The sequence below is a fragment of the Streptomyces sp. NPDC034049 genome, from assembly GCF_055575575.1.
The window spans coordinates 40,832-53,254 of sequence record NZ_JBVISJ010000009.1 but is presented as its reverse complement, the minus strand read 5'-3'; the positions used below and the strand labels follow the sequence as shown (position 1 = coordinate 53,254).

Annotated in this window: 10 protein-coding genes and 1 tRNA gene; 6 read left to right on the top strand and 5 right to left on the bottom strand. The window is 70.7% G+C overall.

The genetic code is table 11. The features are described 5' to 3' along the window. Positions 1-136: 136 nt before the first annotated feature. From ACZ52C_RS25185 to ACZ52C_RS25175, 3 genes are all read left to right on the top strand, one after another. On the top strand, positions 137-1,099 hold the full coding sequence (locus ACZ52C_RS25185) for a lysylphosphatidylglycerol synthase transmembrane domain-containing protein (protein ID WP_469076867.1): 963 nt from the start codon (positions 137-139) through the stop codon (positions 1,097-1,099). Positions 1,100-1,364: 265 nt separating this feature from the next. Next, positions 1,365-2,447, top strand: a complete 1,083-nt coding sequence (locus ACZ52C_RS25180) for a mechanosensitive ion channel family protein (RefSeq protein ID WP_469076866.1) — start codon at positions 1,365-1,367, stop codon at positions 2,445-2,447. 249 nt (positions 2,448-2,696) lie between these two features. After that, the gene (locus tag ACZ52C_RS25175; RefSeq protein ID WP_469076865.1) at positions 2,697-4,916 is read left to right on the top strand and encodes an NADP-dependent isocitrate dehydrogenase; all 2,220 of its coding nucleotides are present in this window, start codon (positions 2,697-2,699) and stop codon (positions 4,914-4,916) included. 77 nt (positions 4,917-4,993) lie between these two features. Here the strand turns inward: ACZ52C_RS25175 and ACZ52C_RS25170 are convergent, their stop codons facing one another. Next, positions 4,994-5,962 (bottom strand): alpha/beta hydrolase, encoded by a 969-nt coding sequence (locus tag ACZ52C_RS25170; protein ID WP_469076864.1) that lies wholly within the window; start codon positions 5,960-5,962, stop codon positions 4,994-4,996. A gap of 274 nt (positions 5,963-6,236) precedes the next feature. Here ACZ52C_RS25170 and ACZ52C_RS25165 point away from each other — a divergent pair, with 274 nt between their 5' ends. Then, positions 6,237-6,656 (top strand): MarR family winged helix-turn-helix transcriptional regulator, encoded by a 420-nt coding sequence (locus tag ACZ52C_RS25165; RefSeq protein ID WP_469077162.1) that lies wholly within the window; start codon positions 6,237-6,239, stop codon positions 6,654-6,656. 21 nt (positions 6,657-6,677) lie between these two features. Here the strand turns inward: ACZ52C_RS25165 and ACZ52C_RS25160 are convergent, their stop codons facing one another. Continuing rightward, positions 6,678-7,661 carry an aldo/keto reductase gene (locus tag ACZ52C_RS25160; RefSeq protein WP_469076863.1) on the bottom strand — a complete coding sequence of 328 codons (984 nt, stop codon included), beginning with the start codon at positions 7,659-7,661 and terminating at the stop codon, positions 6,678-6,680. Between the two features lie 149 nt (positions 7,662-7,810). Here ACZ52C_RS25160 and ACZ52C_RS25155 point away from each other — a divergent pair, with 149 nt between their 5' ends. Next, on the top strand, positions 7,811-8,797 hold the full coding sequence (locus ACZ52C_RS25155) for a glycoside hydrolase family 43 protein (RefSeq protein WP_469077161.1): 987 nt from the start codon (positions 7,811-7,813) through the stop codon (positions 8,795-8,797). A gap of 98 nt (positions 8,798-8,895) precedes the next feature. Here ACZ52C_RS25155 and ACZ52C_RS25150 read toward each other — a convergent pair whose 3' ends face one another. After that, complete coding sequence (locus ACZ52C_RS25150) at positions 8,896-9,438, bottom strand: peptidoglycan-binding domain-containing protein (RefSeq protein WP_469076862.1); 543 nt, start codon at positions 9,436-9,438, stop codon at positions 8,896-8,898. A gap of 268 nt (positions 9,439-9,706) precedes the next feature. On the opposite strand from ACZ52C_RS25150, the gene ACZ52C_RS25145 reads away from it, so the two are divergent. Beyond that, on the top strand, positions 9,707-10,882 hold the full coding sequence (locus ACZ52C_RS25145) for a helix-turn-helix domain-containing protein (RefSeq protein WP_469076861.1): 1,176 nt from the start codon (positions 9,707-9,709) through the stop codon (positions 10,880-10,882). A gap of 56 nt (positions 10,883-10,938) precedes the next feature. On the opposite strand, the gene ACZ52C_RS25140 is transcribed toward ACZ52C_RS25145, so the two are convergent. Then, positions 10,939-11,012: transfer RNA gene (locus ACZ52C_RS25140), tRNA-Pro, on the bottom strand. Between the two features lie 46 nt (positions 11,013-11,058). Further along, complete coding sequence (locus ACZ52C_RS25135) at positions 11,059-12,309, bottom strand: FxsB family cyclophane-forming radical SAM/SPASM peptide maturase (protein WP_469076860.1); 1,251 nt, start codon at positions 12,307-12,309, stop codon at positions 11,059-11,061. Positions 12,310-12,423: the final 114 nt, after the last annotated feature.

Genomic DNA, 12,423 nt, shown 5'->3' with positions numbered 1-12,423 from the left:
CGCTAGGACCTCGACCAAACTTGAGGTCAAGCGCTTTTCGGCGCACGCCGGAGCGCGATGGAAGTCCGCCACCGGTCAACGGCCGTCCCCGTGCCCGCAACCCGCTGTTGGCCGGGTGCGGAGAGCCTCTTCCGGTGTGACAGCGACACAGCTTCCCCGACCACTCACCAGGCGCGTTCCGGTACGGCGGATCCTCTGTCTGCTCCCCCTCGCGCTGGTCCTGGTGGTGGCCGTGCGACACCGTTCCGTGCTCGTCGAGGGCTTCACCCATCTGGCCACCGCGCGGTGGCCGTGGCTGGTCGCGGCGGTCGGTGTGACGTGTCTGACCTGGGTCGCGGCGGCTGTGACCCGGCAGGGGGCGCTCGTCGAGCGGCTGCCCGTGCGGCGGTTGCTGGCCACCCAGTTCGCGGCGGGCGCGGCGAATCATCTGCTGCCGACGGGGCTGGGCGCGAGTGCGGTGAACCTGCGGTTCATGATGGTGTGCGGGGTGTCGGCGGCCAGTGCGTCGGCGGCGCTCGCGCTGTATCTGTTGGCTGAGTCCGTCGCACGGGTCGGTCTGCTGCTGGCCCTGCTGATGGCGTTCCCCCGGGCGCTGCGTCTCGGCCCGCTCCTGCCCGTCGGCACCTCGACTCCCCTGCTCGTCACGGCCGTCGTCGTGGGGTGCGGCGCCGTGGCCGTGGTGTTCCTGATACGACGGCTGCGTGCGGCCGTGTTCGGTTTCGTACGCACCGCGCTGGGCGAGGCCCGAGCGGTGCACGCGCGCCCGGCGCGGGTGCTGGCGCTGTGGGGTGGCTCGCTGGCGTTCCCGGCGCTCCAAGCGGGTGTCCTGGTCACCGTGGGGCTGGCGTTGGGGCTCGACATCCCCGTGACGCACATGGCGCTCGCCTATCTCGCCGCCACGGTGGCGGTCGCCCTCGTCCCGACGCCGGGCGGCCTCGGGTCGGTCGAGGCCGCGCTCGTGGTCGCCCTGGTGGCGGCCGGTGGCCCGGCGGCCGTGGCGACCGCGGTGGTGCTGGCGTTCCGCGTGATCACGGTCTGGCTGCCGTTGCTGCCGGGGGCGTTGACGCTCGGTGCGCTGGTCCGGCTGAAGGTGATCTGAGGAGGCCGGCGTACCGCCGAGCACATCCGGACATTCCCCCGGGCGCGGAGCCTGTCGTCGGCCGATCCGCGCAGGTGCGGTGCCGATCAGGCGTGCGGATACGGCAGGATGAGCGGTCGCGCCGGGCGTCGTACACGCGTCCGGGCAGGCGAGTACACGCACTCCGGATTCGAGCAGGTGGCAAGGTGACGACACATCACATACGGCCCTCGGGACACGACATACGGTTCCCCGGCCGCTCCCCGCGTCCCTCGGGAGGCGAGCGATGACCCGGACCCTCACCCTCGACGACTGCCTCGTGGCCGGAATCATCCTGGTCGCGGGGCTGTTGGCCGCGTTCCTGCTGCGGCTGCTGCTGCGCTGGCTCGGCGGTCACGCGACGAAGACCCGCTGGGGCGGTGACGACGTCATCGTCGACACGCTGCGCTCGCTGGTGCCCTGGGGCGCGTTCGTCGGCGGCGCGGCGGCCTCGGCGGCGGTGCTGCCGCTGACGAAGACCGTGCAGCACAACGTGAACCAGTCCCTGACGGTGCTGTTCATCCTGGTCGCCACGGTCACGTCGGCCCGGGTGATCGCCGGTCTGGTGCGCACGCTCGCCCAGTCCCGGGCCGGGGTCGCGGGCTCGGTGACGATCTTCGTGAACATCACCCGGGTCACGGTCCTGGCGATCGGCTGTCTGGTGATCCTCCAGACCCTCGGCATCCCGATCGCCCCGCTGGTCACCGCCCTCGGCGTCGGCGGTCTCGCGGTGGCCCTGGCCCTCCAGGACACCCTCGCCAACCTCTTCGCGGGCATCCACATCCTCGCGTCCAAGACCGTCCAGCCCGGCGACTACATCAAGCTGAGCAGCGGCGAGGAGGGCTATGTCGTCGACATCAACTGGCGTCAGACGACGATCAAGTCGCTCTCCAACAACCTGGTGATCATCCCCAACGGTCAGCTCGCCGGCACGAACATGACCAACTTCAACCAGCCCGAGCAGGACATGACGCTGCTGGTGCAGGTGGGCGTGGGCTACGACAGCGACCTGGAGCACGTGGAGCGGGTCACCAACGAGGTCATCGCCGAGACGATGAAGGAGGTCGAGGGCGCGGTCCCCGACCACGAGCCGGCCGTCCGCTTCCACACCTTCGGCGACTCGCGCATCGGGATGACCGTGATCCTCGGGGTCGGGGAGTTCAGCGACCAGTACCGGATCAAGCACGAGTTCATCAAGCGCCTGCACAAGCGGTACCGGGCGGAGGGCATCAGCGTGCCGGTACCGCGCCGGGCGATCACGCTCCAGACAGGCGGGGGGAGCGTGGAGATCCCCCACCAGCGCGAGGCTTCGATCGAGGTCACCCCGTAGCTTCGCGCTTCCCGCGCCCCCATGAAATGGCCACAGGCCTTTCAGGGGCGCGGGGAACTGCGCGAGAAGCCCCACCGGACCCGCGGCTGGGGGTCGAAGGGGCGCAGCCCCTGGGGAGGGACGGGTAGGGGCGGCGGGGGCGAGAAGAATCCGTGGCGCGCCCCACACGCACCGACCCCTGTCGAGTCCGCCCCCCGCACGAGATATCTTGATGTCGAGCAATGTTGCAGACGTGGAGCGGAGCACCCGGTGACTGACTCGACCATCATCTACACGCACACAGACGAGGCGCCCGCCCTGGCGACCCACTCGTTCCTGCCCGTGATCAAGGCGTACGCCTCGCAGGCCGGCGTCTCCGTCGAGACCCGCGACATCTCGCTGGCCGGACGCATCATCGCGGTCTTCCCGGAGTACCTGGAGGAGGGCCAGCGCATCCCCGACGCCCTCTCCGAGCTGGGCGAGCTGGCCAAGACGCCCGCGGCGAACATCATCAAGCTGCCGAACATCTCGGCGTCGATCCCCCAGCTGAAGGCCGCCGTCGCGGAGCTGCAGAGCCAGGGCTACGCGCTGCCGGACTACCCGGACGACCCGAAGACGGACGAGGAGCGCGAGATCCGCGCCCGCTACGACAAGATCAAGGGTTCCGCCGTGAACCCGGTCCTGCGTGAGGGCAACTCCGACCGCCGCGCCCCCGCCTCGGTGAAGAACTACGCCAAGACCCACCCGCACCGCATGGGCGCCTGGTCCGCCGACTCCAAGACGAACGTCGCGACCATGGGCGAGAACGACTTCCGCTCCACCGAGAAGTCCGCGGTGATCTCCGAGGCCGGCTCCCTGAAGATCGAGCTGGTCGGCGACGACGGCTCCACCACCGTGCTGCGCGAGTCCGTACCCGTCCTCGCCGGCGAGGTCGTCGACGCCTCCGTGATGCGCGTCGCCGCGCTGCGCGAGTTCCTGACCGCGCAGGTCGCCCGCGCCAAGGCCGAGGGCGTGCTGTTCTCGGTGCACCTCAAGGCCACGATGATGAAGGTCTCCGACCCGATCGTCTTCGGTCACGTGGTGCGCGCCTTCTTCCCGAAGACCTTCGCGAAGTACGGCGAGACGCTGGCCGCGGCCGGTCTCTCCCCGAACGACGGTCTGGGCGGCATCTACAAGGGCCTGGAGGCCCTGCCGGAGGGCGCCGAGATCAAGGCCTCCTTCGACGCCGAGCTGGCCGAGGGCCCGGCGCTGGCGATGGTCGACTCCGACAAGGGCATCACCAACCTGCACGTTCCGTCGGACGTCATCGTCGACGCCTCGATGCCGGCCATGATCCGCACCTCCGGTCACATGTGGGGCCCGGACGGCCAGGAGGCCGACACCCTCGCGGTGCTCCCGGACTCCTCCTACTCCGGTGTCTACCAGGTCGTCGTCGACGACTGCCGCGCCAACGGCGCCTACGACCCCTCGACCATGGGCTCCGTCCCGAACGTCGGCCTCATGGCGCAGAAGGCCGAGGAGTACGGCTCCCACGACAAGACCTTCGAGATCCCGACCACCGGCACGGTCCGCCTCGTCGACCAGGCCGGCAACGTGGTGATCGAGCAGACGGTCTCCGCCGGCGACATCTTCCGCGCCTGCCAGACCAAGGACGACCCGATCCGCGACTGGGTCAAGCTGGCCGTCACCCGCGCCCGCGCCACCGGCGACCCGGCCGTGTTCTGGCTGGACGAGACCCGCGCCCACGACGCCAACCTGATCGCCAAGGTCAACGCCTACCTGCCGGAGCACGACACGGAGGGCCTGGACATCCGTATCCTCGCCCCGGTCGAGGCCACCAAGCTGTCGGTGGAGCGCATCCGCCGCGGTGAGAACACCATCTCGGTGACCGGCAACGTGCTGCGTGACTACCTCACCGACCTCTTCCCGATCCTGGAGCTGGGCACCAGCGCCAAGATGCTGTCGGTCGTCCCGCTGATGGCGGGCGGCGGCCTCTTCGAGACGGGCGCCGGCGGCTCCGCCCCGAAGCACGTCCAGCAGCTGGTCAAGGAGGACTACCTGCGCTGGGACTCCCTCGGTGAGTTCTTCGCCCTGGTGCCGTCCCTGGAGCAGTACGCGACGGCCACCGGCAACAACAAGGCCAAGGTCCTCGCCGACACCCTGGACCGCGCCACGGCGACCTTCCTCAACGAGGACAAGTCCCCCTCGCGTCGCGTCGGCGGCATCGACAACCGCGGCAGCCACTTCTACCTGTCCCTGTACTGGGCCCAGGAGCTGGCCGCCCAGACCGAGGACGCCGACCTCGCCAAGGCCTTCGCGCCCCTCGCCGAGACCCTCACGGCGAACGAGCAGAAGATCGTGGACGAGCTGATCGCCGTCCAGGGCAAGCCGGCCGACATCGGCGGCTACTACCAGCCCGACCCGGCCAAGGCCGCCGCGGTCATGCGCCCGTCGGCCACCTGGAACGAGGCGCTGGCGAACTTCGCCTGAGCCCTCGCATCCGCATGACGCCGACCCCGGCCGGGACCACTCCCGGCCGGGGTCGGCCGCTTTCCCCCGCCATCCGCTCAGTCGGTGCCGAGCGCCGTGCGCAGGGTGGCGACCGCCTGCCCGATGGCGGCCTCGGCGGCCTGTGTCCCGCGCAGGGCGTCGAGCATCACGAAGTCGTGGATGATGCCCTGGTAGCGCACGGCGGTGACCGGCACCCCGGCCTCGCGCAGCTTGTCCGCGTACGCCTCGCCCTCGTCGCGCAGGACGTCGGCCTCGGCGGTGATCACGAGGGCCGGCGGGAGCCCCTTGAGCTGCTCGGTGGTGGCGCGCAGCGGTGAGGCGGTGATCTCGGCGCGGTCCTTCTCGCTGGTCGTGTACTGGTCCCAGAACCACCGCATGGCGTCGCGCCGCAGGAAGTAGCCCTCGGCGAACCGGAGGTAGGAGCCCGTGTCGAACGCGGCGTCGGTCACCGGGTAGAACAACACCTGCTGGACCAGCGGGACATCGCCCCGCTCCTTGGCCATCAGGGTCAGCGCGGCGGTCATGTTGCCGCCGACGGAGTCACCGGCCACGGCGATCCGGCCTGCGTCCAGGTCACGGTCGGCGCCCTCGGCGACGATCCAGCGGGCCACCGCGTAGTTCTGCTCGACGGCCACCGGGTAGCGGGCCTCGGGCGAGAGGTCGTACTCGGGGAAGACCACGGCGGCCCGCGCCCCCACGGCCAGCTCGCGCACCAGCCGGTCGTGGGTGTGGGCGTTGCCGAAGACCCAGCCCGCACCGTGGATGTAGAGGATCACCGGCAGCACGCCCCGGGCGCCCGCCGGGCGGACGACACGCGCCCTGACCTCGCCGGTGGGCCCGCCCGGCACGGTCACCCACTCCTCGTCCACGGCCGGCCTGTCGATGTCGCCCGACTGCACCTCGTCGACGACCTTGCGGCCCTCGACGGGACCGAGGTCGAAGAGGTACGGCGGGTTCGCGGTCGCCTCCGCGAAGGCCGCGGCGGCGGGTTCGAGGACGGGACGGCGGGGGGTGGTCTCGGTCATGACGGACTCCTCGAAACGGGTGCCGCGGGCGGGGGTCGGTCGGCGTTGTTCGCCGGTCGGCGGCACACCACGACAGTAGCGCGCAATTAAGTCGTGCACAACTAATATGAGCACGATTACTTCTTGCTCGATCATTTAGGGCCCGACATAATGGAGGGGTCCGCAGGTAGGGTGGGAGATCGTCATGCAGGGCACGGGACGGAGGAGCGACACCGTGAGCACAGCCGGCGAGATCGTGACCGCTGCCGGGGCGGAACCGGCACCGGGGCACACCCTGCTCCTGGACGACCAGCTCTGCTTCGCCCTGTACGCCGCCTCGCGCGCGGTCACCGCCCGCTACCGACCGCTGCTCGACGAGCTGGGCCTGACCTATCCGCAGTACCTCGTCATGCTGGCGCTCTGGGAGCAGGACTCGATCTCCGTGCGCGACCTGGGCGCGGCGCTACAGCTGGAGTCCAGCACCCTCTCCCCGCTCCTGAAGCGCCTGGAGGCCGGCGGCCTGCTGCGCCGCGAGCGCCGCACGGACGACGAGCGCTCCGTCGCCATCCGCCTCACCGACGCCGGCGCCCGGCTGGAGGAGCGGGCCCGGACCGTCCCCGTGGACATCGGCGAGGCCATGGGGCTGTCCCCCGAACAGCACACCATGACCAAGCAGTTGCTGCGGCTGCTCACGTCCAACGTCACCCGGACGTGACCGGGCGCGGGTTCCCGCGCCTCAGTTCGCGGCGTCGAGCCTGACCCGCTGCTCGGGCGTCAGCTCCAGCTCCAGCGCGCCCAGGTTCTCCTCCAATTGCGCCACCGACGACACCCCGGTCAACGGAACGATCGGGAACCGGCCTCCCAACTGCCAGGCGAGCACGACCTGGTTGACGGTCGCGCCGGTCTCCCGCGCCACCTCGCCGAGCACCTTCGTCCGGGCGGGGGTGCCCGGGTGGTCGTAGTCCGCCGGCAGGGTCTCCGGCCGTACGTAACCGCCCTTGAGCAGCGGCGAGTAGGCGACCAGGGTGAGGCCGGGTTCGGCCTCCAGATAGCTCAGCAGTTCGGCGGTGGCCGCGCCGAGGGTGCCGTCCGGCCAGAGGTCGCCCGGGACGTCGGTCCGCGGCCGCAGATAGCTGTGGTGGTACTGGAGCACCTCGTAGCCGGGCAGGCCGGCCGCGGCGGCGAGGGCCCGCGCCCGTTCCACCCGCCACACGGCGTGGTTGCTCACGCCGAGCAGCCCGACCGTGCCCTCCGCGACGAGGGCCGCGAACCCCTCGACGGTCTCCCGCGCCGACACCGTACGGTCCTCGATGTGCGCGTAGAGCAGGTCGAGCCGCTCCACGCCGAGCCGTTCCCGGCTGCGCTGCGCCGACTCCCGGATCACCTCGGCCGACAGACCCTCGGCGTTGTCGACATAGCCGGTGCCGGGCGCCAGGGGCCGGGCGCCGAGCTTGGTGGCGATGACGATCTCGTCGCCGACGCCCCGGCTGCGCCGCCACCGGCCGAGCAGTTCCTCGCTCTGCCCGCCCTGCCCGCCGTCGATCCAGAAGGCGTAGTTGTCGGAGGTGTCGATGAAGTTCCCGCCCGCCTCGACAAAGCGGTCGAGTATCGCGAACGACGTCTTCTCGTCCGTCCGCGAGCCGAACAGCATCGCGCCCAACGCGAGCACACTGACCTCGCGACGGGTCCCGGGGTCGCTTCCGATCGTGCGGTACCTCATGCCGTTGCCTCCCGTTCCGCCCGGCTCTCGGGCTCGCACAGGAGTCTGCGACTTGAAGCGCACGCGAAGTCAACGCCCTTCGCGGCCACTATTCTTCAGCCGTGACCTCGACCGAACCGACGCACCGTCCCGAGCTGCGGCTTCCCGACATGCCGCTGCACGATCCGTTCGTGGTCGCCGACGAGGGGACCCGCACGTACCACCTCTACACGTCCAACGACTCGAGCGTCTCGGGCGTGGACGGCACCGGCACGATGGTCTACCGCAGCACCGACCTGCTGCACTGGAGCCACCCCGTGGTGGTCTTCCGGACGGCCGACCAGGAGGGGATCTGGGCGACCGAGGGCGCGTGGGCGCCGGAGGTGCACGCCTGGGACGGCCGGTACTACCTGTTCACCACGCTGCACGACGAGAAGAAGCCGCTGAAGGTGCCGCCGGCCAACCGCTGGGGCACGCCCTTCTCGCTGCCGAACCACATGCGCGGCACCGTCACGGCCGTCTCCGACTCCCTGACGGGCCCCTTCACCGTCGTGGACCCCACGCGCCCCACCCCGCCCGAGGACCTGATGACCCTCGACGGCACGCTCTACGTCGACCCGTCCGGGCAGCCCTGGATGGTGTACGCGCACGAGTGGCTGCAGACCGTCGACGGCACCATGGAGGCGATCCGGCTGGCGCCGGACCTGACCCGGACCATCGGGGATCCGGTCTTCCTCTTCAAGGCCTCCGACGCGTCCTGGCTCACCGAGCAGATCCCGGCCGGAATGCCGCACCAGCTCGCGCCGTACATCACCGACGGCCCCCAGCTGTACCGGGCGCCCGACGACTCGCTGCTGATGCTGTGGTCGACGTACGAGAAGAACGTGGCCGGCGACGACGGCACCATCAGCGGCGGCTACGTCCAGACCTACGCGGTCTCCCGTTCGGGCGACCTCACGGGGCCGTGGGACCAAAGACGGCCGCTGGTGCGGGAGGACAGCGGCCACGGGATGCTGTTCCGCACGTTCGAGGGGCAGTTGATGATGATCGTCCACCGCCCGTTCGAGAACGCCCGGGGCAAGCTCTACGAGATGCGCCTCGTCGGCGGCGAGTTGGAGGTGCTGCGCAGGCGCGCCGATCTCGACGGCGGCGGCTGACCCGGCCCGCGCCGAGCCCCACGCGTGCCCCTTCCCCCGGCGAGGGGCACGCGTGACTCGGCCGCGGGCCGGGTCGGGTGAGGTGGGGCCGGGTGGAATCAGGTGCAGGTCAGGTAGTTGTAGCCGGCGAGCCGCGTGTTGCCGTCGCCGTCGGGGAAGCTGTAGTTGCCGTCCGCGTTGCGGCTGAGGTTGAAGTCGCGCACGATCCCGTCGTAGCGCAAGTTCGCGGTCTGGCCGTCGGCGGTGCTGCCGGAGACGAAGTACAGCCACTTGTCCATGTGCCCGAAGGTCTCCTGGCCGACCGAACCGTCGACGCCGAGGGTGAAGTACCGCTGGAGGGCCTCGGTCGCGGCCTTCGTGTCCGAGCCGAACTTGCCGTCGATGTCCGAGGCGGAGTCCAGGAAGCCGTCCGCCCAGAGGATCTTCTGCCAGAGGCAGGTGGCGTTGGAGTTGGTGTTGGTGCCGGTCGACAGGATGCCCTCGTTGCCCCAGTCGTCGGTGTAGGTGTCGGCCCCGTAGACGTAGGCGAGCCCGCTGTACGTCCCGCTCGCGGCGGCCGGCGTGGTCCCGAGCGCGAGGGTGGCCGCGGCCACGGCGCCGACGGTGCAGGCGGCCAGCTTGAATCGCGTGCGCAAGCTCATGGGAGTCCTCTCTTCGAGCCACCGGACCGGTGCCCGGTGAGCACCGCAGACTCTGGCGACGGGGCACTCGGCCCGGCAAGGAATCCGCAGGTCACGGGAGAGTGGGATGCCGTCCCCCGCGCTGCCTGGGCTTTTCCCCGAGCGCTGGGACGCCGGTGGGACGTCGATGGGCTGTGCACCGAACAAGCACACGGCGAACACAAGATGCGCACGAGGTGGAAATGGTCTAGGGTCCCGAATCCGACCGACCGATTACTAGGGGTAACTTGTGACAGCCACCGTCGATCCGGAGCGATTCGCGGCGTTCCTGCGGTCGTTGAAGGAGCGGTCCGGCCTGAGTTACGAGGCACTCGCCCAGCGCACCGGCAGCAGCAGATCGTCCCTGCACCGCTACTGCTCGGGGTCGTACGTGCCCCCGGACTACGGCCCCGTCCACCGCTTCGCGCTGATCTGCGGAGCCTCCCCGACCGAACTGCGCGAGCTGCACCGGCTCTGGGCCGTGGCCGACATGAGCCGGATGACCGACGAGGGCGCAGGCGGGGGGAAGGGAACCGCGCAAGAGAAGGCAAAGGGGGAAGCGGAGGGGGAAGCAGAAGGGGGAGAGGAAGCGGCAGCGGTGGGGGCAGCGGAGGGGCAGGCTCCGAAAGCCGCTGAGCCCACCACCGCGAGTCCGGACGGCGCGGAACCCGTGCCTACGGCGGTGGCGGCGACGGCGACGGAACCCGTGCCGTCGGCGGCCGGGACCATGGCCGTGGCCGTGGCGGCGGGCAACCCCTGGCGTCGACGGGCGCTGCCCCTCCTCGGCTTGTGTCTTCTGCTTGTGGTGGCCGGCGGGATCTGGATGACGCTGGCGCCCCGTCAGCAGGCCGCGGCCGAGGGCGCGGACGACGGGCGGCTGCTGTTCTCCGCCGCGTGCGCGGAGCCGGTCGGGATGGGGCAGCACGACACCTGTGTGAAGGAGGTGCAGCGACTGCTCGCCAAGGCCGGCGCGGACATCTCCGTGGACAGTTCCTTCGGACCGCAGACCCTGCGCCGCGTCACCGCCTTCCAGGTGCTGCACGGGCTCGATCCGGACGGCGTGGTCGGCAACGAGACGAAGCGGGCGCTCTACGAGCCGAAGGAACGGATACGGAGCTGGTCGCCGGGCAAGGTGCGACAGCGCGTCCGCCAGGTGTTCGCGGAGGATCCCGACCACGCGGTCGCGATCGCCGACTGCCAGTCCTTCCTCGACCCTCTCCACATCCTGCCGAACACCAACGGCACCAGGAACTGGGGTGTCTTCCAGATCTCCGACACCCGGCTGCGCGAACTCGGCGGCACCCCGCGCAAGGCCCTGGAACCGGAGTGGAACATCCAGGCGGCCCACCGTCTGTGGAAGCGCGCGGGGAACTTCGACGACTGGCCGTACTGCGAGCGCGCGTACAGGAAGTCGAAGTCGTCCTGAACGGAGAAAGCCGTACCGGTTCACACCGGTACGGCTTCGACCTGCTGTTCAGCAAGTCGGGACGACAGGATTTGAACCTGCGACCCCTTGACCCCCAGTCAAGTGCGCTACCAAGCTGCGCCACGTCCCGTCGCGCTCGCACGGAATGTCGTGTGAACGCGCAGGTAAACCCTACCCTACGTGCCCCTGACGTCGAGTTCGGGCAGGCGCCGCGGTGTCCCGGCGAGGTCGGCCCGGACACGGGCCCGGATGTGCAGGATCAGGGCGGCCAGGTCGGCGCAGTACACGGACGGGTTGCGGAAGCCGCTGCCGGGGGCGTACCGGTGGGCGAAGAGGCCGCCTCCGCACACGGCGAGCAGGGGGCACCGTCCGCAGGTGGGTCCGAGCCCGTCGGCGCCCGACTGCCGCTGACGGACCAGCGGCTCGTCCAGGACGTCGTCGAAGCTGTGGTGGAACACGTCGAGCCCGGTCTCCGGCGCCCCTTCGTAGGCGACCTTGAGGGAGTCGGACTGCTCGATGGAGCCGTCGGTCTCGATCACGGCCAGTGTCGCCGGGGCCAGGCCGACGGATTCGGTGCGCATCGAGCCCCCGAGGACGCCGGCCATCAGCTCTTCGAAGAGCCGGATGCCGGTCTCCCGTACGGGTGCGTCGTACCAGCGGTCGAACACGCGCCGCAACCAGTCGGCGTAGGGAGTGTCGCCCGTGGGGGCCGTCGCGTCCCGGTCGGCCGACGGCGGGACGGCGGGCATGCGCCGTCGACGATCGGCGAGCCCGGGGGGCGGGGTCTCCCAAGTGCCGTGCGGCAGAAGGAGATCGATGCGCGCGGGGCGCGAGGCGAGGAGGGCCTCGTAGGTCTCGACCGGGTCGTTGGCCAGGTCGATCGTGCACAGCAGACCGGCGTACAGGTGCCGGTACTCGGGAGCGGCCAGCCGAGCGAGTCCCACCAGCACCCGCCCGTGACTCCCCCGGCCCTCCCTCACCCGCCCGCGGCTCCCCCGGCCGCCGGGGAACCGCCGATGCCGGTCGTGGCCGGCGCGCGTGCCGTCGAGGCTGACGCTGACACCGACCCGGTGCCGCCGCAGCACGTCCAGGATGTCGGGGGTGAGCAGCACGCCGTTGGTCTGCAAGGAGAAGCGGACGGGCACCTCGGCCTCCGCCAGTCCCCGCTCGAAGACCCCGAGCAGTTCCCCGAGTCGTCCGGCCCCGAGCAAGAGCGGTTCCCCACCGTGCAGCACGACCCGCACGTCGGGCAGCCGATGAGCCACGGCGTGCTCGGCGATTCGCCGCGCCACCTGCCGGGCGACGGCCAGGTCCATCACCCGGGGTTTGACCTGCCAGCTGGTGTCGGCGGAGTGGTAGACGTAGCAGTAGTCGCAGTCCAGGTTGCAGCGGCTGTGCACCTTGAGGATGAACTGGCGCAGGGACACGGGAGTCGGCTGGACCGGCGGCAAGGTCACTACATCGGCGTTTCGCACTCGAGCGAGGACTCGAACTCGGCCAGGTGCGGGAGTTCCGGATGCGCGGCCTCCCGTGCGAGGCGG

Coding starts and splice junctions, on each gene's coding strand:
- ACZ52C_RS25150 (WP_469076862.1), bottom strand. CDS start 9,438: ATGAGCTTGCGCACGCGATTCAAGCTGGCCGCCTGCACCGTCGGCGCC.
- ACZ52C_RS25155 (WP_469077161.1), top strand. CDS start 7,811: ATGCCGCTGCACGATCCGTTCGTGGTCGCCGACGAGGGGACCCGCACG.
- ACZ52C_RS25170 (WP_469076864.1), bottom strand. CDS start 5,962: ATGACCGAGACCACCCCCCGCCGTCCCGTCCTCGAACCCGCCGCCGCG.
- ACZ52C_RS25160 (WP_469076863.1), bottom strand. CDS start 7,661: ATGAGGTACCGCACGATCGGAAGCGACCCCGGGACCCGTCGCGAGGTC.
- ACZ52C_RS25180 (WP_469076866.1), top strand. CDS start 1,365: ATGACCCGGACCCTCACCCTCGACGACTGCCTCGTGGCCGGAATCATC.